Here is a 20,468-nt window from a genome sequence, read left to right on the forward strand (position 1 = left end):
CTCAGGCCCCGACGACCTCGACGTTGACGACGTCCTCGATGACCGGGTTGGACAGCAGGGTCTCTGCGGCGTTCCGGGCCTGGGCCAGGATCTCCTCGGTCACCTCGCCGTCTACGGTGAGTTCAAAGCGCTTGCCCTGGCGGACAGCGCTAAAAGCGGTGAAGCCCAGCCGGGGGAGTGCACCCACGATGGCCTTCCCCTGCGGGTCGAGAATCTCGGGCTTGGGCATGACGTCGACAACGATCCGGGGCATCCGGCAACTCCTGTGCGTGAGCATTGGGTAAGGGCGCAGCGGAGTGATGCCGTCTCACGCCGGTCCGCTGTGTGGTGAGGACAACGTGAAGGGGCGCTCCGCGAGCTTGCACGCCCATTCTACCGGCCACGGTGCGTCCGGCCGCATTCGGGCTGGGAGTGTGAACGTTGACCGCCCGGGCGCCGGGGCGGGGCGCCGGGACAGGGCCCTCGGTGACAGGTCCTGTCACCCGTGTGACCGGCGACGACGCTATGGTCACTGCGGTGCCCCGTCAGTAGCATGTGCATATGGCTGAGAAAACGAAATCCGTGCTTTTGCCCGTTGTTGCTGCAGCCGTTTTCGCCGGCCTCGGGCGTATGGTCCTGCAGAAGGTCAGGGCGGACCGGAGGGCCAGGGAAAGCAATGTGGCCGGGCCCCTCGATGCGAAGACCCGGGCCTGGATCAGCGAAGTTGTCAGGACTCCGCGCCAGTAGCGGGCAGGGGCCGCCCGGCTCCCCCAGCTCGGTTGGGCCGACAGGGCCCCCAGCTCGAGCAGGGGCCGCCCGGCTCCCCCAGCTCGGTTGGGCCGACAGGGCCCCCAGCTCGGCTGCCCCGACAGGGCCGTCCGCGCCCCTCCGGCGCAGCCGGTCAATAGAGTGTTGTCGAATTGATTGACAAATTTTGATTTCCTCTTTGTGTTCTATGTCATATTCGGCTCTCAGTCTGTACTGTATGAATCGGCTGGTATCCGTCGGGGCCGTGAGAGTCTCAGCTTTTTATGTCCTGCCAGCCGTTGACCCGGCAGTAAGGTCGGGACCGTTCCTTATGAAAGGTTCAACACACGTGAATTCACCAGGAAAGAGCTTCCTTCGAAGCGGGGGACTCCGGAGGGCCGTGGCACTGACCCTGGGCTTGCCGCTGCTCCTGTCAACAGTCGCGATCCAGCCGGCCACCGCTGCGCCAGCTGCGGGTCCCCCCGTCGCGGGAGCGGCACAGAAGAGTCTGGACCCGAACAACTTCAAGGATGGCCGCTACATCGTTGTCCTGGCCGAGAAACCGGCAGCCACCTACGATGGCGGCACGCCCGGACTGGCGGCCACCAAGCCGGAGACGGGTAAGAAACTCGACACCAAGAAGGCCGAAGTGCAGCGGTACGAGACGCACCTCGAGCAGAAGCAGGCCAAGGTTGCAGGTCAGCAGAACGTCCAGATGAAGCGGCAGTTCACGGCGGCCGTCAACGGCTTCAGCGCAAACCTGTCCGCGGACCAGGCCATCAAGCTGGCCAAGGACCCCGGCGTGCTGGTGGTTGCTCCTGACACGGAAAACGCCCCCGATTACTCCAGTACCGATTTCCTGAAACTCAGCGGCCCCAACGGCACCTGGAACACAAAGTTCGGTGGCCAGGACGCGGCAGGCAAGGGCGTAGTGGTCGGCGTTATCGACACCGGCTACACCCCCTCCAGCCTCTTCTTCGCTGGCGAACAGGTCAAGCCGCTCGTTGGTAATCCTGTCGTCGGCGTGCCATACCGCACGGACGACGGCAAAATTGCCATGCTCAAGTCCGACGGCGACACCTTCATCGGTGAATGCCAGAAAGGCACCGGAACCGGCGCGGACTTCGACGGTTCAGCCTGCAACTCCAAGGTCCTCGCCGCACACTACTTTGCCGATGACTTCCTGAAGAACGTTCCGGAGGGCAGCCGATCTCCGATCGAGAAAATCTCCCCGGTCGACGTCGCCAGCCACGGCACCCACACGGGCAGCACAGCCGTTGGCAACGCCAATGTTGAGACCTTCGTTGACGGTCGCAGCTTCGGCCTTACAAGCGGAATCGCCCCGGCGGCCAAGCTCTCGGTCTACAAGGTCTGCTGGGAGGACACCGACCCGAATACCGGCGGCTGCTACAGCTCCTCGTCTGTTGCCGCAGTGGACCAGGCCATCTACGACGGTGTCGACGTCCTGAACTACTCGATCTCCGGTTCCACCACCACCACCACGGACCCGGTGTCCATGGCGTTCCTGTCCGCGGCCTCCGCCGGAATCTTCGTTGCGGCCTCGGCCGGCAACTCCGGTCCCACGGCCAGCACCGTCAACCACGGCGCGCCGTGGGTCACCACCGTTGCCGCCAGCAGCTTCTCCCAGGAGCTCCAGGGCACGGTTGAGTTCTCCGACGGCAGCAAGTTCCGCGGGGCCAGCATTATGAGCCGCGAAGTCAAGGGCGCCGGCGTCGTGCTTGCCGCCAACGCTGCCATTACAGCCGGCAACACTAGCGCTGCCCTCTGCGGTCCTGGCACCCTTGATCCCGCCAAGGTCGGCGGCAAGGTTGTGGTCTGTGACCGCGGCGTCTTCGACCGCGTCGCCAAGAGCGCCGAAGTCAAGCGGGGCGGAGGCGTCGGCATGATTCTTGTCAACCTCAGCAACTCCTCGCTTGACACGGACAAGCACTCTGTCCCGACCGTCCACGTCAACCCGCCGGCCACCGAGACCATCAAGGCCAAGGTCACTGCCAACCCGGCAATCACCGTTTCCCTGGTCAACAAGGACACCACCGGGCTGGCGCTTGAGGCCCAGCCGCAGATCGCAGGCTTCTCGTCCCGGGGCCCGCTGCTGGCCACCGGGTCCGACCTGTTGAAGCCCGACGTCACGGCGCCCGGCGTCGCAGTCCTGGCCGGTGTTTCGCCGATCGGTACGGGCGGGGACAACTTCGGGTTCATGTCCGGAACGTCCATGGCCGCCCCGCACGTGGCCGGCTTTGGCGCCCTGGTCCTCGGCAAGAATCCGCAGTGGTCCCCTGCAGCAATCAAGTCCGCCATGATGACCACTGCCGGCGACGTCAAGAACGCCGACGGCAGCAAGAACACCGATGTCCTGGCCACTGGCGCGGGCCAGGTGGATCCGGCCCGAATGCTGGATCCGGGCCTGGTCTACGACGCCAACAACGAGGACTACCTGAAGTTCATCCAGGGTACCGGGGTCGACCTCGGCATCCCGGGGCTGGGGACCACCAAGGCCCGCGACGTGAACGTTCCGTCGTTCTCCCTGGGTAATCTGGCCGGCAAGATCGAGGTCACCCGCACCCTGACGGCGCTCACGCCCGGAACCTACCGGGTCAAGGCTGACGTCCCGGGCGTCAAGGTCACGGTGACCCCGTCCATCCTGACCTTCGGCGCCGCCGGTGAGAAGAAGACCTTCAAGGTGTCCTTCGAAAACCAGAATGCAGCCCTGGGCAAGTTCGCGATGGGCTCACTGACCTGGCAGGGGGCCAACAAGAACGTTACGTCCCCGGTCGCGGTCCGCCCGCAGTCGGTGGTGACGTCCAAGGACGTGGCCTTCACGTCGCAGGGCGGCACGGGTTCCGGTGACATCAAGGTGGTCTCCGGCACCAACAACCCGATCAGCATGACCCTGGACGGCCTTTCCAAGGCGGACTCCTCCGCCATTGAACTGGTTCCCGGCGCATTCACCGGCGTGACGGATGCCTCGAACTTCGTCAAGGACGTGGTGGTACCGGCGGGAAGCCCGCTGGCTAAGTTCTCGGTGCTGTCCTCGGACGAAAACGCCGACTTCGACATGTATGTCATGACGCCCGAAGGGCCGCTTACCGTGGCCACCTCATCGGCAAGCGAGTCGGTATCCATTCCCAATCCGTCCGCCGGAACCTACACGATCTACGCGAACTTCTACGCCGGCCCCACCGGACAGCCCACCAAGGCCAGCGTGGATGCATCGGTGCTTGTTCCGAATGTGGGCAACGCGAGCCTGACGCCGAACCCGCTGCGCCTCGGCAATGGCACGTCCGGCGTCGTCACGATGAACTGGAAGAACCTGGCAGCGGGTTCCTACATCGGGCGTGTGACATTTGCCGGAGCAAGTGATCCGACATTTGTCAGTGTGCTCGTGACTTCGTCCGGAGCCGTCGTGGTTCCGCCGACTTCCGAGGACCAGGACAGCAATGACGGTCCCGGAAACAGCGATCAGGGCAATGACAAGAAGGACAAGAAGGAAAAGGGCAAGAAGGTGAAGATGGAGACGGGCAAGATCCAGAACGAGGAACTGGCCGCGCCCAACAACGCCATCTAGGCGCAGTTCCCACCCTGAAAGGCAATGGCCGGCGGTTTCCACCGCCGGCCATTGCCTTTAAAGTTGCCCCTTCAGGAAGCTGCGGAATGAGGAACCGGTTTCTGCGGTGCCGGGTCAGATGGCGCCCGTGGAACCCGCAACGCCGCCGAGCAGAGGTGCCATGGCGCGCCAGCGGGCGATCTCGCAGCCGTCGGTGCGGCTGAACCGGCTGTTGACTTCCCGGCCCAGAAACCAGCCCGTCACCACGGCGACCTGCGGGCCGCCGTACTGCTGGGTGCACATTTTCGGCGGACCGGGCTGGGGGAAGAAAATGGCCTCCCCATACTGCGTGACGGCCGCGAGGGCCGCGGCGGAATCCGGGAGCGTGCACCCCCCGGCCAGGGTGCCGCCGCTTGCCGCCAGCTGAAACACGTACTCGGGTGCACCGGGGGCCTCGGTCAGGCGGACGGTGAGATCGATTTCGTGCCGGCTGTGACGGTGGTCAGTGGCTGTCATCGCGGTCCTTCCGTGCGTTCGGCGGCAGGGCCAGGGCCGGAACCCGTCGACTCGAGCAGGGGCGTGAGCTCCCGCAGCAGCCGCTGCCGCAGTTCCTGCGATTCGGCGGCAAAAGACCGCTGGTATTCAACGTACTCGGCCTTGCCCTCTGGCGTTTCGATCAGGATGGCGGGATACCCCCACTCGCTCAAGTCATAGGGGGACGCCTGCATGTCCATGGCCCTGATCCGCCACGAGAGTTCGAAGCAATCCATCACCAGCCCGCTGGGCAGCAGCGGGGCAAGCTTGTAGGCCCACTTGTACAGGTCCATGTTGGCGTGCAGGCAGCCGGGCTGTTCCATCGTCCGCTGGTTCTCCCGGCTGGGCTGCAGGCTGTTGAGCGTCACGGCGTCAGGAGTGTAGAAACGGAACGCATCGAAGTGCGAGCAGCGGATCCGGTTCTCCTGGACCACCTCGTCGGTCCGTTCGGAGCCGAGCCGCAGCTGGAGGTACTCATGCCGGAGATCGAATTTGTCCTGCCGGTAGACCATGGCCCATTCGTGCAGTCCGAAGCAGCCGAACTGGGCCGGCCGCGCCGCCGTTCCAGCCAGGATGATCCCGGCGAACTGCAGTGCGTCCCGGCGGTCCCGGACGAAGGCCACGGTGTCGACCGTGACGGCCGGCGTGCCCGGCGGGAGGCCCGCCACGGCGAGGTCGCCGTCGTCGGGCGTGCGGTAGTACTTCCAGCCGGCACGGTCTGCTGCGGCGGGACCGGAGAGCACGACGCCGGCGCCCGGGTGCCAGCGCAGCAGCTGGCCCGGTTTTTGGGTGTAGTAGGTGAAGAGGAAGTCCTCGACCGGGTGCTTCTGGCCGGCGGACCGGCGGGCGAGGTACGGATCCGCGTAGCGCCGGACCCTCGCCTGGTGCACGGCCTGGCGCGGCAGCCAGTCTTCCTGGGGCAGGTGCTGCAGCTTAGACAGCTCCGCCGGTGGAGCCAAGGACGTCCTTGGCGGCGTTCCAGGCGGCGATCTCGCAGCCGTCGCGCAGGCTGAAAGCCGCGTCGACAGCGTGGCCGTCCACGACGCCGGTGACCGTGGCCTGCTGGGGGCCGCCATACTGCTGGGTGCAGGCCTGGTCCTTGGGACGCGGGCCGGGGCTGAGGAGCGCCGCATTGTTCTTCAGGGCGGTGCAGCCGGCCGCGGCGTCGGGGTGCTGGCTCTCGGCGGCCGGGACGCCGTCCACGCACACGAGAGTGAAGTTCGCCGGGGTTCCGGTCTCGGACGGTTTGACCATGATGGCCAGTTCGGCGTTGCCCTGTCCGGGACCGGAGGTCACCGGTGCGGCAGATGGGGAGGGGGCCGGAGTAGTCGTTTCGGTGTCCGGTGAGACGGTGCCCGTCGGGCTGGCCGCGCTCGACGGGGCGGACGCCGTGGGCGTCGGGGCAGATCCCGGCGAGCAGGCCGCCAATCCGGCCACCGCCATCAGAACCAGCGCCGCGTGAGTCAGTTGCTTGCGCATCAGCTGTCCTCCTGTGTTTTGCCCAGTCTACCGCCGGGGCGCGTCCTTGGAAGCGGTCTTCGTTGCCGCGATCAGGGCCATCATGGATGCGTGCAGGTGGCCGACCTCCTCGCGGCTCAGCCCCAGCAGGTCCATCATCGTTCCCGGCACAGCGGTGGCCTGCTGCCGCAGCGCGGCGCCCAGCGGCGTCAGGCCCACGGCAAGGGTCCGTTCGTCCCCCGGCACGCGCTGGCGGGTGATGAACCCGGCGCCCTCCAACCGGCGCAGCAGCGGAGAGATCGTTGCCGGCTCCTGGGCCAGGGCCTCGCTGATGTCGCGCAGGGAGCGGGGGCTGGACTCCCAGAGGCAGAGCATCACCAGGTACTGGGGGTGGGTCAGCCCGAGCTTGTCCAGAACCGGTTTGTACGCGCCGACGACACTCCGGGAGGCCACCGTCAGGGCGAAGCAGAGCTGGTGTTCCAGCAGGAGGTCACTCTGGATGTCTTCGGTTACATCTGTCACGGGGGCCTCCGTTGATAGTTAGTGCGCTAATTATTAGCGTACACTGGAGTCATCGTTTCGTTCATTAGGAGTGGATAGTGATGGCCAAGGAAAGCACCGACAACGCCTCCCAGAAGTTCATGCGCGCAACGGGCAGGCTCAGGATGATTTTCGGGCCGGCCAACCGCAGCTCCCTTGGACACGAGATGACGGAGCAGAACCGGCAGCTCCTGGCCCAGCGCGAAGCTGAAACCCAGCAGTGGGAGACCCTCCACCGCCCAGACGGCAGCACCTATGTTGTGCCGCGCAACCCAGAGGACAAATCGCTGCGGTAGACCGGCGCCGGTTCCGGCCGGGCTGCCGGCACACATCCGGGCGGGCTCCCGGGCAGGATTCCGGGAAGTGTGCGGCAAGTGTGCGGCCGGATTCCGGCAAGTTCCCGGGACGGCGGCCCCCATGCCTTTTCCCGCCGTCGGGCGTAAAATGGGCTCACTGGCACCAGCACTTCGCCACGGCTGTTCCCCGTGGCCCGGACGCTGGAGAGGGGGTGGGAATTGTGGCAATTGCACTGCGGAAGATGGCACTCAGGCAGCACCTGCATCCGACGTCATGGGCACGCTTCCTTTTCGGCCCAGCCTCGCGGGGGGATTACACCGCACCGGTCGTGCACAAAAATGACGACTTCGAGCAGGCCTCTGCAATCGAAATCGCCGGTTTCGAAGTGGAGACCGATGCGCAGGGACATCACTACGCTGTCCGAAAGGAAGACCTCCCGAAAGAGGAAGTCTGAACAACGCCCTGAGGGCGCACGGGAAAGGGAGCGGCAGATGCCGCTCCCTTTCCCGGTTGATCCCGGCCGCTAATCCCCGGCGCGGCTCAGCGGCCGGTGCCGCCGTACACCGTTGCCTCGTCCTCGCTGTCCAGGCCGAAAGCTTTGTGGATGGCGCGTACGGCGTCGTCGAGCAGGTCCGCGTGGGTCACGACGGAAATCCGGATCTCGGAGGTGGAGATCATGTTGATGTTGATCCCGGCCTCGGAGAGGGCGGCGAAGAACCGCGCCGAGACGCCCGGGTGGGAACGCATGCCGGCGCCAATTAGCGACAGCTTGCCGATCTTCTCGTTGTACTCGATGGTTTCGAAACCGATCCGGTCCTGCGCGGCGTGCAGGGCGGCGAGGGCGTCGGCGCCCTCGACGATCGGCAGCGTGAAGGAGATGTCGGTCCGCCCGGTCCCGTGGGTGGAAACGTTCTGGACGATCATGTCGATGTTCGAGTGGGAATCGGCGATGACCTGGAAGATCGCCGCTGCTTTGCCGGGGATATCCGGAACCCCGACAACCGTGACCTTGGCCTCGGAACGGTCGTGTGCAACACCGGAGATGATTGGCTGCTCCAAGGCGACTCCCTCTTGGGTTGTGATCTTGTCGTCGGCACTGGGGAGGACCCAGGTGCCTTCGTTCTGGCTGAATGAGGAACGGACGTGCAGCGGCACGCCAAACCGGCGCGCATATTCGACGCAGCGCAGGTGCAGGATCTTGGCGCCGGACGCGGCGAGTTCGAGCATTTCCTCGCTCGAGATCCGGTCGATTTTTCGGGCGGTCGGGACCACCCGCGGATCGGCGGTGTAGATCCCGTCGACGTCCGTGAAAATCTCGCACACGTCGGCGTCGAGGGCGGCGGCCAGGGCCACAGCCGTCGTGTCCGAGCCGCCGCGGCCCAGCGTGGTGATTTCGTTGGTGGTGCGGCTCATGCCCTGGAAGCCCGCGACGATCGCGATGTGTCCCTTGTCCAGGGCGGTGCGGATCCGGTGCGGGTCGACGTCGATGATCCGAGCCTTGCCGTGGATGCCGTCGGTGATCATGCCGGCCTGGGAGCCGGTGAAGGACTGGGCGGAGGCGCCGAACTTGTTGATGGCCATGGCCAGCAGGGCCATTGAGATGCGTTCGCCGGCGGAAAGGAGCATGTCCATCTCACGGGCCGGGGCTGAGTCGGTCACCTGGGCCGCGAGATCGAGCAGTTCGTCGGTGGTGTCGCCCATGGCGGAGACGACCACAACCACTTCATCGCCGGCGTTCTGGGCATCCACGATCCGCCGGGCCACGCGTTTGATGCCCTCGGCGTCAGCCACGGAGGAGCCGCCGAACTTCTTCACCACAAGGTGCTTCGTGGCAACGGCAGAGACGGGCCGCTCCTGTGGCTGCGGTCCGGGATGGACTTCGGTAGTGGGCAAACTCATGCGCGCACCCTCACTGCATCATCGGGGTTCTGGGCCAGGCAACCAAACGGCGCGACGGCGTAACTTCTCACCCCAGTTTATCGCCGCGGGACCCGGCTTGCTGAATTGTGACCGAATGCCAGACAACCCGGCTCCCGTTCCGCTGGACATGCCCTCCGCTGCGGCTCAGCGATGAGCACATTGGCACTATGTCCAAGTCTGGCGACAGGCGCCGGGCATGTGCTGCGCTGGCTGCGGGGATTGAATCAGGACCGCGGAGCGCCCGGCTTGGAGGCGGTCCGGAATCCGGCCGGATTTTGGGCCCGGTCCAGTCTGTAGCGCCAGGACGGAAGGTTCTTGCCCGTAGTGTCCTGCGAGGAAGTGAAAGGTGGTCCTGCCCGAAGCCCAGGCCTGCCAAGAGCCGCCTGGAGGGGAGATTGGGTTCAAACACGCCGGCGAACACTGTTTGTGTTCCGCGTTGTTCGAAAAGCCAACCGACCAGGGCTCCCGCGGCCTCCCTGCCCAGGCCACGACCATGGTGTGTGGGATGGAGAACATACCCGAGGCTCCCGCTGTCGGAGGGTATTTTGCCCGGCGCCGGTGGTTCTGCCGAGTTCCACGTCCGGCCGTCACCAATCACCTCGCCCGTTTCGCGGAGTTCAACGGCCCAGCCGAAATTGAACCAATTCGCTCCGGACGATTCAGCAGCATCGACCAGCTGAAGGAGTCTGGCGAAGTTCTCCTCGGGACTCAGTGGTCCGTGGGACAGGTACTGCGTGGCAATGGGATCGCCGCGGAACCGAAGGACCGCCGCCGCATCTTCGATTTCCAGCGGACGCAGGACCAGGCGTTCCGTGCAGATTGGAGCCGGAAGGGACATAGCGGGCCAGGCTCCGTTCAGCTCAAGGCGTTGCGGCGGCCCTCGAAGGCCCGGCCGAGGGTGACCTCGTCGGCGTACTCGAGATCGCCTCCCACGGGCAGTCCTGATGCAAGCCGCGTCACGGCGATGCCAATCGACTTGAGCATGCGCGCCAGGTAGGTCGCCGTGGCCTCGCCCTCCAGATTGGGGTCCGTGGCGAGGATGATTTCCTGGATGGCGCCGTCGTTGAGCCGGGTGAGGAGCTCGCGGATCCGGAGCTGCTCGGGGCCGATGCCGGCAATGGGGTTGATCGCCCCGCCCAGCACGTGATACCGGCCACGGAATGAGCGGGTGCGTTCGACGGCGAGGACATCCTTGGATTCCTCGACGACGCAGATGATCGACGGGTCCCGGCGGGGATCGCGGCAGATGTTGCATAGCTCCTGCTCGGTGACATTGCCGCAGACCGTGCAGAACTTGACCCGTTCCTTGACGGTGGTGATGGCGTCCACGAGTCGTTTCATGTCCTGCGGGTCGGCCTCAAGGATGTGGAAGGCCAGCCGTTGGGCGGACTTGGGCCCTACTCCGGGAAGGCGTCCGAGCTCGTCAATCAGCTCTTGAACTGCACCTTCGTACACAATGTCCTCGTTCGTTTGGGGTGGTGCCTGGCGGAGAGCCCGGCGGGACGGCTAGAAGCGCGGGGGCAACGGACTTCCGTCCAGGGACCGCTCTTCGACCAGCTTTCCGCCCAGGATGCGTTCGACGGCGGCCCGTCCGAAGACGCCGGATTCCTCGATCGTTTCGTCATCTGCGCTGGGGATGTCCTGGACATAGGTGGTGGTGGCGCCCGCTGCCCGGGCCGGAGCCTTGGCCCGTCCGGCTTCAGCCTCCGGGCTGTTGGACAGCCGCTGGTAGAGGCTTTGCCGGCCCGCCGGGTTAGGCGCAGCAGACGGTGCTGGGTCCGCCGCCGGCGGGGCCTGTACAGGTGCAGACGGGGCCGCCGGCATGGCGTTTGCCAGTGGGGCGGGCACGGCCATCGCCGCGGCATCGGCTGAGGCTGGCGTGGATCGGGCGCCTACCGCCACCAATTCCGCGGTATCTCCCCAGCTATTCGTCGAGGGGGTGACAGGCTCATAGGCGGCGGAAGGCGACACGGCTGCGGCGTACTGCGGGACCTGGGCCGCCGCAGGTTCGTAGTGCGGAGGTTCAGGCTCAGGCGCGGGATCGGGGCTTGCCGACTCGTTCGGAGGGTAGGTTCCGACGTTGGAATCCGCGCCGACCGCCCAGATCCCGGGGGACTGCTCGACGGCCCGGGCCCAGGGGTCGTCGGCGGTATCCGGCGCCTCGGGGGCGGGAGCGTGGGCCGGTGACGTGCGGGATGCAGCGCCGGACCGCACCGAAGCGGAAGCTTTCTTGCGCGTTGGCGCGGGCGCGGCGGCTGGCTGGGCTGCCTGTGCCACGGCGGGTTCAGAGGGGTCCCAGTCCATGGGCGGTTCCTCGTCCAGCGATGGAGCATCCTCGTCGCGCGGGGGACCCCAGTCGTCGTCGGGGTAGGCGTAAGACCCGGCAGGCTCCGGGGACGAGTTTTGCTGTTCGCTTGCGGCTGCCGGCGCGGGGGCATGCGGGGCCTCGGGGGCAGCGGCTGCCTGCACCGGTGAGGGGGCGGCGGGAACTGGAACTGATGGCTGGGCCGCAGGGGCCGGCGTTTCGGAGGCGTGGGCCGCAGGGGCCGGCGTGACGGGGGCGTGGGCCGCAGGGGCCAGAGTGACGGGGGAGGTTGCCCGGGCCGGAGCGGCCGGGGCGGGTTCGGTGTGAGTTGGTTCCGTTGGCGCCGGCCCGGCCTGGGGTGCGGCGGCCGGGGGCAGGCCCCAGTCAGCGTCGGTGGACGTGGCCGGGACGTCCCGGCTAACGGGTGCTTTTGGGTTTGGCTCAGAGCTCGCTGCGCTGTTGCTTCCGCTGGCCACGGCGTTGATCTGGCATTCGATGCCGATGGTCTTGTGGATCGCCTGGCGCAGGTTTTCGGAGTGATCCGCCCGGCCGAAAGCTCCTGCCAGCCCGGAAGTGGTGAACGCGAGTGTCAGGACATGGTCTTCGAAGTGGCCCACCTGGGCATTCGGTTCGACCAAGGCCCAGGTGCTGCGCTTGATTTTGCTCAGCGTCTGCAGGATCTCCGGCCAGGCCCGGCGGAGGACCTCGACATCCGGGCCTGATCCGGCGGCCCGCGCCGCCGCGGGCGCAGCAAGAGGTGCCGGGGCCGGCTGGTTCTGGACCGGAGCGGACGCGGCCGGCTGGTTCTGAACCGGCGCGGACGGCGCCGGTCCGGAAGGAACCGGGGCAGGCGGCGCAGTGACTTCCGGTGCCGGCCGTGCCGGCACGGATACGCGGGATTCCGGGGTTTTCCCGGAAGCACTGCTGGCCGTGGCGGGTTCGCCAACCGGCCAGTCGCCGGTGCTGACACGTGGCGCGGTGAGTGTTTCCCTGGCCGGTTCGGTGTCGCGCCCGGCCGCCACGGCGGCCGCGGGGGATGCCGTCGCGAGTGCGACAACGGGAGCTGCCACTACAGGAACCGGAGTCATCGGCGCGGGGGCAGCCGGTTCGGGAGCGGCCGTGACCGCAGGTGTCGGAACAGCCGGCGGCGCGGGCGCCGCGGCGGGAGTCCCGACGTCGTTCCCGGCGTAGTTCAGGCGGCGTTCCACCCGGTCGATCCGGGCGGCGATACCGCGCTCGGTCTGTTCGGAGGAAGGCAGCAGGATCCGGGCGCACAGCAGTTCCAGGTGCAGCCGCGGCGAGGTGGCGCCGGTCATCTCGGTCAGCGCGGTGTTGGTAACGTCCGCCGCCCGGGACAGCTCGGCCGCGCCCAGGTTGTGGGCCTGGTTCTGCAGTCGCGCGATCTGGTCCGAGGGCATGCCGCGGAGGATTGACTGAGCGCTCTCCGGCATGGCCTGGACGATGATGAGGTCGCGGAAGCGCTCCAGCAGGTCCTCCACGAAGCGGCGCGGGTCATGCCCGGTCTGGATGACGCGGTCCACGGCGCGGAACACCGTGGCGGCGTCGGACGCAGCCACGGCCTCCACGACGTCGTCGAGCAGGGAAGCGTGGGTGTAGCCCAGCAGTGCGACGGCCAGTTCGTAATCCAGGCCCGCCGGGCCGGCGCCGGCCATGAGCTGGTCCAGCACGGACAGCGAGTCCCGCACAGACCCACCTCCGGCGCGGATGACGAGCGAGAGCACACCGGGCGCCACAGGGACGTTTTCCTGGGTGCAGAGCAGTTCGAGATACGCCATGAGCGGCTCCGGCGGGACAAGCCGGAACGGGTAGTGGTGCGTACGGGAGCGGATGGTGCCGATGACCTTGTCCGGCTCCGTGGTGGCGAAGATGAACTTGATGTGTTCCGGCGGCTCTTCGACAATCTTGAGCAGCGCATTGAAGCCGGCGGACGTGACCATGTGGGCTTCGTCGATGATGAAGATCTTATAGCGGTCCCGCACGGGGGCGTAGGTGGCCCGTTCGCGCAGGTCGCGGGCGTCGTCCACGCCGCCGTGGCTGGCGGCGTCAATCTCGATCACGTCGAGTGAACCGGAACCGCCGCGGGCGAGTTCGACGCAGCTGGGGCACGTGCCGCAGGGGGTGTCCGTGGGGCCCGCGGCGCAGTTCAGGCAGCGGGCCAGGATGCGGGCGGAAGTGGTTTTTCCGCAGCCGCGGGGGCCGGAGAAAAGGTATGCGTGGTTGACGCGGTTCTTGCGCAACGCCGTCATCAGCGGCTCGGTGACGTGTTCCTGCCCGATAACGTCGGCGAACGAATCAGGGCGGTATCGACGGTATAGAGCGGTAGTAACAGTCACAGATAAACCCTACCAATCGGCACAGACATAAAAGACCCCTCATGCACCCGCCAGAGCCCATTTACCCTTGCTACCTTCCGGTCCTGGGGGAGTTCAACAGGATGACGCCACATGAGGGGCCGTCAGCAAGTTTACCCGACGTTTGAGTGTGCCCCGAATCGTGCACCGGGGGCCCGGGAAATCCCGGAGGACATGCCCAATTTTCGGGCGACGGAGTGGGCACAATGGGCCTCTGTCCACTCGCCGCGGCCGGGGTAGGGCATGTCCGGGAGGTCGGGGGCGAAGGGGTCAATTGGGCGATGCCGGGAAGTTCAGGTATTCTAGTATCTGCTTTTGATTCAGAAGCTACTGGAGAATTCGCCTAGCGGCCTATGGCGCACGCCTGGAACGCGTGTTGGGTTAACGCCCTCGGGGGTTCAAATCCCCCATTCTCCGCGTTTGGCCCCGGTCCTCGGACCGGGGCCTTTTTGCATCCCGGGCAATCCCTGCGCGGTCCGAACCCGGGTTGGCCGCCGCGCCCGTCCAATCCTCAGCCCTCAGGCCTCATAACCCAGCCTGCGGAGCCGGTCCCGTGCGGCCTGCTCGCTGGGGCCCACCCGGCCCAGGGCAAGGTGGATGACGCCGAGTGTCACCTTCGTGGCCAGCCGCACCGGCAGCGGGACTGGGCCAAGCCGGGCGGTGCGGAGGCCCAGCAGCTCACGGTATTTGGGTTCGAGACTCGCCACCGCCGCCGCGAACAGCACCCGGTACCCCGGCCTCAGAGCTGGGTGGAGCGGCGCATTGCGGATGAACGCCACCGTCTCGGCGACCCTTTCGTCGGACCGCAGCTCCCCGGCGTCGTACCAGTGGTCCAGCTGCCGGCGCATGGCCTCCTCGCTGAGCGGCGGGGACTCCACCCCCATCAGCTCCCCGGCCTGCGCCCACTCACGCACGTAGGCATCGGGTCCGCCCGGGATCGGCCTCCCCCAGATCTTGTGCGCCGAAAGGAAGGCATCGGTGAAGGCGATATGCACCCAGCGGAGCAGTTCCGGATCATTGGCCGTATAGCTCCGGGCGACGCCGTGCCCGTCCACGTAGTCCCCCCGCACTGGTTCGTGGAGCCGCAGCACCCAGTCGGAGGCTGAGCGGGCCGCGGCGGTTGAACCGTAGGAAACCGTGAAGATCCAGCGGATCGTATTGGCTAGTCGTGCGAGCGGATCATCCCGGTAATTTGAATGATCCTGCACTCCTGCCAATGCGGCTGGGTGGAGAGCCTGCATCAGCAGCGCTCGAATACCTGCAACGATGGTTGGCATTCCCCCGTGAACAGCCCAGACTGCTGAATTGGCGGGGAAAAAGCCTGCGTCGTCCCCTTCGGCAAGATCGAGCTGCCACTGCGGCGTCCGCTTCGCTCCGTTGCTGAAGGTTCCAACTAGAAGTGACTTCATAGGTCCGAAAACTTTGATCACCGCGTTTGTTCTCCTGTGGACAAAATAGGTGCCTGAGCTAATCCCGAGCTACGCATCACCCGATTCATGCTGACCTTCGAGGTAACGGTAGACGCTCTGGCGCGAAACACCCATTAGTTTTTGCGATACTCGGGACGGTCGTCTTGGCGTCGTAGAGGGCATTATGCTGCTCAGCCTGTCCGGCGGTTAGGGACGGCTTCATGACGCCAACGCGAGCCCTTGTACGAGCTGCTGCGAGACCCTTCTGAGTCCTCCCCAGCACGATCGTCGGCATGTCCCCAAGGACGGCCCGGACGCCTGAACCTGGCAGGTGGTAGGCAGGATAGTCGCCGTCCGCCAACCGCGGCACCCAGTCCGGCACGGCCTCATGGGTCCCAGTGACCCTCTGTTTGGGTTCGGCCTGCCGTTCCGTGAGGAGGTTGCGCATACCCCATTCTCGCCCACCGCTGCTGCGCCCCGATACTTGGCCCAATACTTAGGACTACTGGGCCACCACTTGAGTTCGAAAGGGGGTAGTTTTCACCGTTCCCACGGCCATCCGATTGTGGTCCCATAAGAACGTGAGTCCGCGATATTGGGGACTGGCTAACAGAATTCGGGAGTCACATCGTGGGAAAACACTGGGGAAACTCATCGAGTGAGAAGGCCATCAGGGCGCGAGTCATCGCGGTGCGCTGTTTGTCGGGCGGCTTTTGCCTCTCACTGGCGGTCCTGACGTTTGGGGTTCAGGGCCTGTCGGGCAACGGCGCCGCAGTTTTGCCTTCCCCGCCACCGGCCTCCGGCGTTGTCGGGCCCGGCATCTTGAATCCGGGCACCGCGGACTCCCGCCCCGTCCCAGGCGCCGATGCATCCTCAACGGCGGCGTTCACTGCGGACGCCCTGGCCCTGGTCGCCTACAGCCGGTCACCGGTCGAGACGACCTCAAAGGACGGCGTCCCCGGGGAGCTCAATGTGGCATCAGCCGGGCTGAAGCGGCCGGCAGAAGGCTTCCTCATGGCACCCCTGGAATCCATTCAGGAGACTTCGCCCTTCGGACTGCGGACCAGCCCCATCTCCGGGTCCGCTGGCGAATTCCACTGGGGCCAGGACTATGCCGCAGCCTGCGGCACCCGGGTCTATGCTGCCGATGCCGGAGTCGTGCGGGCCGTCGGCTGGCACCCGTGGGGTGGCGGAAACCGTGTGGAAATCGACCACGGCAACGGGCTCATCACTACCTACAACCACCTTGAGGGGATCGCCGTCAAGAAGGGCGACTCCGTGCGCGTCGGTGAGGTTATTGCTCGGGTGGGGACGACAGGATCCTCCACCGGCTGCCACCTGCACTTTGAGACCATCCTGAACGGCATCCACAAGAACCCGCACGACTGGATCCTTCTTCCGATCAGCCAGACGGACCAGCTCGGCGCCCTCGAAATGACCAGTTATGCGCCCGACGCCGGCAGTCCATCTAACGCCACCCTTGGCTGGGCCATCCCGGTGTCCGATAACGGGAAGCACGTAGTCACTGGCGGCGTGCAGGAAACGCTCATCCCAACCCTGCCGGGAACTGCCAACTCCTCCGCCGCCGCGCCGGCCTCGCCGACTCCGTCCATCTGGGACGCGCTGTCGCCCACCAAGACGATGTCCGATACCCCAACGCTGGAACCCAGCCCGTCGCCGAGCGGGACAGGCGGTGCCACTACAGCGGGGGGCTCACAGACTCCGGGCGGCACACCCGCCCCCAGCGACCCCCCGCCTCCGTCGGACCCCGGCACCCCGGCAACGCCGCCTGCAGCTTCGCCGACGCCTGAGCCCACCACGCCGCCTGCAGCTTCGCCGACGCCGGAACCCACCACGCCGCCTGCAGCTTCGCCGACGCCGGAGCCCACCACGCCGGCCCCGCCGGCGGTTGTGGCGCCTGTGCCGTCCGCCCCTGCGCCCCCGGTCGTCGCGCCGGCCCCGCCGGCGGTTGTGGCGCCTGTGCCGTCCGCCCCTGCGCCCCCGGTCGTCGCGCCGGCCCCGCCGCCGCAGCCCACTTCAGCACCTGCCGCGCCCGCGCCCCCGGCGTCCATTGAGCCGCCGGCGACCACGGACCCGTCGCTGGCTCCCACCCCGTAGACGGCACTAACCAATACCCGCACGCGTTGGTATCGAATGACGGTCGTGACCAATTCCGGGACACCGCTCCGGACACGATCTTCATTACCGACTTGCGAGGAACTCTCCGATGACCGCTCTGCACAGTATTCCGCTTACCCTCATCGACGGCACGGACACCGACTTTGGCCGCTTCAAGGGGGAGGTTGTGCTGGTGGTCAATGTGGCTTCGCAGTGCGGATTTACGCCGCAGTACGCGGGACTCGAAGCACTGCACAACAAATTCCGCGAGCAGGGCTTCGAGGTGCTCGGTGTTCCCTGCAACCAGTTTGCAGGCCAGGAACCCGCCGCCGACGCCGAAATTGCTGAATTCTGCGAACGGAACTTCGGCGTGACCTTCCCGCTCACCGCCAAAGCCGACGTCCGCGGCAGGAACCAGCACCCGCTCTACGCCGAGCTCACCAAATTCAAGAACGGCATTCTGCCGGGACTGGTGAAGTGGAATTTCGAGAAGTTCCTGGTGAACCGCGACGGCGACGTGGTGGCCCGTTTCGCCCCCACCGTGGAGCCGGATTCACCGGAGATTATTGAAGCTGTCCAGTCCGCCCTTAGCTGAGAGTCGGCTCCCAGGGCACAAGGGGACAACGGCCCCTATCCCTAAGCATGCTCGCCGCTTAGACTGGCGAAACCTTCCGATCAAACCGGGCGCAACCACGCCGCAGTCGCGCGCGTGTGTCGGCAGTGCAGCCTGCACAGGCCCGATGGACGGTGCATCAGCACGCTTCGTGAATCACAACTGGACACTCATATTGGGGGTCCGTGAAACCAGGAGGAAAGTGATGACAGGAAACAAAGCCGTTGCCTACAAGGGGCCGGGCAAAGTCGAACTGATCGACATTGACTACCCCAGCTTCGAACTCAAGGACGGCCCGGGGGTCAACCCTGCAAACGTGGGCCGTTCGGTGCGCCACGGCGTGATCCTCAAAACCGTTGCCACGAACATTTGCGGCTCGGATCAGCACATGGTCCGCGGCCGCACCACAGCCCCCTCGGATCTGGTGCTCGGCCACGAAATCACCGGCGAGGTCGTGGAGGTCGGCCCGGACGTCGAGTTCATCAAAGTGGGCGACATCTGTTCCGTCCCCTTCAACATCGCCTGTGGACGCTGCCGGAACTGCAAGGAGCGCAAGACCGGTATCTGCCTGAACGTCAACCCCGCCCGTCCGGGCGCCGCCTACGGGTACGTGGACATGGGCGGCTGGGTCGGCGGACAGGCCAACTACGTCCTCGTCCCGTACGCGGACTGGAACCTGCTGAAGTTCCCGGACAAGGATCAGGCACTCGAAAAGATCCTGGATCTGGCCATGCTCTCGGACATTTTCCCGACAGGCTTCCACGGAGCTGTAAGTGCAGGCGTCGGTGTCGGTTCAACGGTCTACATCGCCGGTGCCGGGCCGGTCGGCCTCGCGGCGGCCACGAGTGCCCAGTTGCTGGGCGCCGCGGTGGTGATTGTCGGGGACATGAACGCGGACCGGTTGAAGCAGGCACGCAGCTTCGGTTGCGAAACCGTTGACCTGTCCCAGGGCGGGCCCGCGGAGCAGATCGAGCAACTCCTCGGCGTGCCCGAAGTCGACTGCGGCGTCGACGCCGTCGGCTTCGAAGCGAAGGGCCACGGCCACGATGCCAAGGAAGCTCCGGCGACTGTGCTGAACTCGTTGATGGAACTGACAGCGGCCGGCGGCGCGCTCGGCATCCCCGGGCTCTATGTCACCGGCGACCCGGGCGGCATCGACGAGGCGGCCAAGAAGGGTGCTCTCTCGCTCAGCCTAGGAACCGGCTGGGCCAAGTCCCTGAGCTTCACCACCGGGCAGTGCCCCGTGATGAAGTACAACCGCGGGCTTATGATGGCGATCCTGCACGACAAGGTCCACATCGCGAAGAACGTCAACGCGAAGGCCATCACGCTGGAGGAGGCGCCCAAGGGTTACGCGGAATTCGATGCGGGCGCCGCCACGAAGTACGTGCTGAACCCGAACGGCTACTTGAGCTAGACCTCAGGTACCTGAGTAAGGCCGATCCGGCGGACACATACCAGTGCAGGTATGTGTCCGCCGGATTACGCGTTGTTCCCATTTTTCGAACATGCCTACTGGAGTTTGCACATTGTTGGCCGGATGTCTGGTTGGATAGACCTTACTGAGAGGGACGTTGGAGGCAATCGCCTCCACCCAACCAGGAAGGTAGCAATGGAGCTCATCGAGGCCGAGCACCCCCGGCCACGTCATTTTCTACTCCATCTGAGTGACCCCCACCTGTTGGGAGGTTCCGCTCCGTTGCTTGGTGTAGTCGATAGCGACGCTTTGCTCCAGCAACTCTTTGACGAAGTACGCGCTTCCGGCGCGCGCCCCGAAGCCGTGATCTTCACCGGCGACCTCGCTGACCGGGGCGAACCCGAGGCCTACGCCAAGTTGCGGGCCATCGTCGAACCCGCGTGCAAAGCCATGGGAGCGAAAGTCATCTGGGCGATGGGCAACCACGACAACCGCGCCAACTTCCGCACCGGCCTGCTGGACCAGCCGGCTGACGACGCCCCGGTGGACCACAGCTATTTCATCAACGGGCTGCGGATCATCACCCTTGACACCTCCGTGCCCGGCTTCCACCACGGTGAGCTGAGCCCTGACCAGCTGGAGTGGCTCGCGGCCGAACTTTCCACCCCGGCACCGGACGGAACCATCCTGGCCCTGCACCACCCTCCGGTGCCCTCCGTCCTGGATCTCGCCGTCCTGGTGGAGCTCCGGGACCAGACGGCATTGGCCGCGGTCCTGCGGAACTCGGACGTCCGGTCCATACTGGGCGGCCACCTGCACTATTCGACGACGGCGACCTTCGCCGGAATTCCCGTCTCTGTAGCCTCAGCCACCTGCTACACCCAGGACCTCAACGTCCCGGTGGGTGGAACCCGCGGACGCGACGGCGGACAGGCGTTCAACCTCGTCCACGTCTATGAGCACACCATCGTGCACTCCGTGGTCCTGCTCGGAGACACCCCGCCGGTGGGCGAGCTCGTCTCGGCTGCAGAAGCCCATCGGCGGATTGCAGCGGCCGGGATTCGGATCCCGGGCAAGGCGAGGCCCGAGGAGCCCGCCAGGACTCCCGGAAGCCGAAGGCTGACCGCCAGCAACTAGCGCCACCCCGGTGACGGGACAGCGGGCACAGCCAGCTGGTGGTTGTGCCCGGACCTC

General features: G+C 66.1%; 18 protein-coding genes, 1 tRNA gene and 1 other RNA gene. 9 read left to right on the forward strand and 11 right to left on the reverse strand.

Going from position 1 to position 20,468, the window contains the following annotated elements; genetic code table 11:
• Position 1 precedes the first annotated feature (1 nt).
• On the reverse strand, positions 2-253 hold the full coding sequence (gene purS, locus QCD75_RS16640; protein ID WP_301230412.1) for a phosphoribosylformylglycinamidine synthase subunit PurS: 252 nt from the start codon (positions 251-253) through the stop codon (positions 2-4).
• Positions 254-540: 287 nt separating this feature from the next.
• On the opposite strand from purS, the gene QCD75_RS16645 reads away from it, so the two are divergent.
• Both QCD75_RS16645 and QCD75_RS16650 read left to right on the forward strand, forming a co-directional pair.
• Positions 541-726, forward strand: a complete 186-nt coding sequence (locus QCD75_RS16645; protein ID WP_301230414.1) for a hypothetical protein — start codon at positions 541-543, stop codon at positions 724-726.
• Positions 727-1,057: 331 nt separating this feature from the next.
• On the forward strand, positions 1,058-4,312 hold the full coding sequence (locus QCD75_RS16650) for a S8 family serine peptidase (RefSeq protein ID WP_441005506.1): 3,255 nt from the start codon (positions 1,058-1,060) through the stop codon (positions 4,310-4,312).
• 114 nt (positions 4,313-4,426) lie between these two features.
• Here QCD75_RS16650 and QCD75_RS16655 read toward each other — a convergent pair whose 3' ends face one another.
• The 4 genes from QCD75_RS16655 to QCD75_RS16670 are packed head-to-tail and all read right to left on the reverse strand — an operon-like array spanning position 4,427 to position 6,805.
• On the reverse strand, positions 4,427-4,807 hold the full coding sequence (locus QCD75_RS16655) for a serine protease inhibitor (RefSeq protein WP_301230415.1): 381 nt from the start codon (positions 4,805-4,807) through the stop codon (positions 4,427-4,429).
• The gene (locus QCD75_RS16660; RefSeq protein ID WP_301230455.1) at positions 4,804-5,766 is read right to left on the reverse strand and encodes a 3-methyladenine DNA glycosylase; all 963 of its coding nucleotides are present in this window, start codon (positions 5,764-5,766) and stop codon (positions 4,804-4,806) included. Before QCD75_RS16660 ends, QCD75_RS16655 begins: the two co-directional genes overlap by 4 nt.
• Positions 5,759-6,304 (reverse strand): serine protease inhibitor, encoded by a 546-nt coding sequence (locus QCD75_RS16665; RefSeq protein ID WP_301230417.1) that lies wholly within the window; start codon positions 6,302-6,304, stop codon positions 5,759-5,761. Before QCD75_RS16665 ends, QCD75_RS16660 begins: the two co-directional genes overlap by 8 nt.
• A 27-nt stretch (positions 6,305-6,331) precedes the next feature.
• Positions 6,332-6,805 carry a MarR family winged helix-turn-helix transcriptional regulator gene (locus tag QCD75_RS16670; protein ID WP_301230418.1) on the reverse strand — a complete coding sequence of 158 codons (474 nt, stop codon included), beginning with the start codon at positions 6,803-6,805 and terminating at the stop codon, positions 6,332-6,334.
• An 80-nt stretch (positions 6,806-6,885) separates the two neighbouring features.
• Here QCD75_RS16670 and QCD75_RS16675 point away from each other — a divergent pair, with 80 nt between their 5' ends.
• Together QCD75_RS16675 and QCD75_RS16680 are read left to right on the forward strand one after the other, a co-directional pair.
• Positions 6,886-7,119 (forward strand): hypothetical protein, encoded by a 234-nt coding sequence (locus QCD75_RS16675; RefSeq protein WP_226758926.1) that lies wholly within the window; start codon positions 6,886-6,888, stop codon positions 7,117-7,119.
• Between the two features lie 242 nt (positions 7,120-7,361).
• Positions 7,362-7,574, forward strand: coding sequence for a hypothetical protein (locus QCD75_RS16680; RefSeq protein WP_301230457.1), 213 nt, complete (start codon positions 7,362-7,364; stop codon positions 7,572-7,574).
• An 86-nt stretch (positions 7,575-7,660) separates the two neighbouring features.
• On the opposite strand, the gene QCD75_RS16685 is transcribed toward QCD75_RS16680, so the two are convergent.
• The 5 genes from QCD75_RS16685 to ffs form a co-directional block, all read right to left on the reverse strand.
• Positions 7,661-9,019 (reverse strand): aspartate kinase, encoded by a 1,359-nt coding sequence (locus QCD75_RS16685; protein ID WP_301230419.1) that lies wholly within the window; start codon positions 9,017-9,019, stop codon positions 7,661-7,663.
• Positions 9,020-9,086: 67 nt separating this feature from the next.
• Entirely contained in the window at positions 9,087-9,878 is a 792-nt protein-coding gene (locus QCD75_RS22245; RefSeq protein WP_367400666.1) for a GNAT family N-acetyltransferase, read from the reverse strand.
• Positions 9,879-9,895: 17 nt separating this feature from the next.
• Positions 9,896-10,495 (reverse strand): recombination mediator RecR, encoded by a 600-nt coding sequence (gene recR, locus QCD75_RS16690; protein WP_226758922.1) that lies wholly within the window; start codon positions 10,493-10,495, stop codon positions 9,896-9,898.
• Between the two features lie 51 nt (positions 10,496-10,546).
• Positions 10,547-13,699: a DNA polymerase III subunit gamma and tau gene (locus tag QCD75_RS16695; protein WP_301230420.1), complete on the reverse strand. Its 3,153-nt coding sequence runs from the start codon at positions 13,697-13,699 to the stop codon at positions 10,547-10,549.
• Positions 13,700-13,726: 27 nt separating this feature from the next.
• Positions 13,727-13,823, reverse strand: an RNA gene (gene ffs, locus QCD75_RS16700) — signal recognition particle sRNA small type.
• A gap of 226 nt (positions 13,824-14,049) precedes the next feature.
• On the opposite strand from ffs, the gene QCD75_RS16705 reads away from it, so the two are divergent.
• Positions 14,050-14,134, forward strand: a tRNA-Ser gene (locus QCD75_RS16705).
• A 101-nt stretch (positions 14,135-14,235) separates the two neighbouring features.
• Here the strand turns inward: QCD75_RS16705 and QCD75_RS16710 are convergent.
• Positions 14,236-15,126, reverse strand: coding sequence for an oxygenase MpaB family protein (locus tag QCD75_RS16710; RefSeq protein WP_301230422.1), 891 nt, complete (start codon positions 15,124-15,126; stop codon positions 14,236-14,238).
• Between the two features lie 777 nt (positions 15,127-15,903).
• Between QCD75_RS16710 and QCD75_RS16715 the strand changes: the two genes are divergently transcribed.
• From QCD75_RS16715 to QCD75_RS16730, 4 genes are all read left to right on the forward strand, one after another.
• Positions 15,904-17,244, forward strand: coding sequence for a M23 family metallopeptidase (locus tag QCD75_RS16715; RefSeq protein WP_301230424.1), 1,341 nt, complete (start codon positions 15,904-15,906; stop codon positions 17,242-17,244).
• 109 nt (positions 17,245-17,353) lie between these two features.
• A complete protein-coding gene (locus tag QCD75_RS16720; RefSeq protein WP_301230426.1) occupies positions 17,354-17,839 on the forward strand; it encodes a glutathione peroxidase in 486 nt (161 codons plus the stop codon).
• A gap of 223 nt (positions 17,840-18,062) precedes the next feature.
• A complete protein-coding gene (gene fdhA / locus QCD75_RS16725; protein WP_226759360.1) occupies positions 18,063-19,274 on the forward strand; it encodes a formaldehyde dehydrogenase, glutathione-independent in 1,212 nt (403 codons plus the stop codon).
• A 195-nt stretch (positions 19,275-19,469) separates the two neighbouring features.
• Entirely contained in the window at positions 19,470-20,411 is a 942-nt protein-coding gene (locus QCD75_RS16730) for a phosphodiesterase (RefSeq protein WP_301230429.1), read from the forward strand.
• Positions 20,412-20,468 lie beyond the last annotated feature (57 nt).

The sequence above is a fragment of the Arthrobacter sp. PsM3 genome, from assembly GCF_030433895.1.
Taxonomy (GTDB): domain Bacteria; phylum Actinomycetota; class Actinomycetes; order Actinomycetales; family Micrococcaceae; genus Arthrobacter.

Coding starts and splice junctions, on each gene's coding strand:
- purS (WP_301230412.1), bottom strand. CDS start 253: ATGCCCCGGATCGTTGTCGACGTCATGCCCAAGCCCGAGATTCTCGAC.
- QCD75_RS16645 (WP_301230414.1), top strand. CDS start 541: ATGGCTGAGAAAACGAAATCCGTGCTTTTGCCCGTTGTTGCTGCAGCC.
- QCD75_RS16650 (WP_441005506.1), top strand. CDS start 1,058: ATGAAAGGTTCAACACACGTGAATTCACCAGGAAAGAGCTTCCTTCGA.
- QCD75_RS16655 (WP_301230415.1), bottom strand. CDS start 4,807: ATGACAGCCACTGACCACCGTCACAGCCGGCACGAAATCGATCTCACC.
- QCD75_RS16665 (WP_301230417.1), bottom strand. CDS start 6,304: ATGCGCAAGCAACTGACTCACGCGGCGCTGGTTCTGATGGCGGTGGCC.
- QCD75_RS16675 (WP_226758926.1), top strand. CDS start 6,886: ATGGCCAAGGAAAGCACCGACAACGCCTCCCAGAAGTTCATGCGCGCA.
- QCD75_RS16680 (WP_301230457.1), top strand. CDS start 7,362: ATGGCACTCAGGCAGCACCTGCATCCGACGTCATGGGCACGCTTCCTT.
- QCD75_RS16685 (WP_301230419.1), bottom strand. CDS start 9,019: ATGAGTTTGCCCACTACCGAAGTCCATCCCGGACCGCAGCCACAGGAG.
- QCD75_RS22245 (WP_367400666.1), bottom strand. CDS start 9,878: ATGTCCCTTCCGGCTCCAATCTGCACGGAACGCCTGGTCCTGCGTCCG.
- QCD75_RS16710 (WP_301230422.1), bottom strand. CDS start 15,126: ATGAAGTCACTTCTAGTTGGAACCTTCAGCAACGGAGCGAAGCGGACG.
- QCD75_RS16720 (WP_301230426.1), top strand. CDS start 17,354: ATGACCGCTCTGCACAGTATTCCGCTTACCCTCATCGACGGCACGGAC.
- fdhA (WP_226759360.1), top strand. CDS start 18,063: ATGACAGGAAACAAAGCCGTTGCCTACAAGGGGCCGGGCAAAGTCGAA.
- QCD75_RS16730 (WP_301230429.1), top strand. CDS start 19,470: ATGGAGCTCATCGAGGCCGAGCACCCCCGGCCACGTCATTTTCTACTC.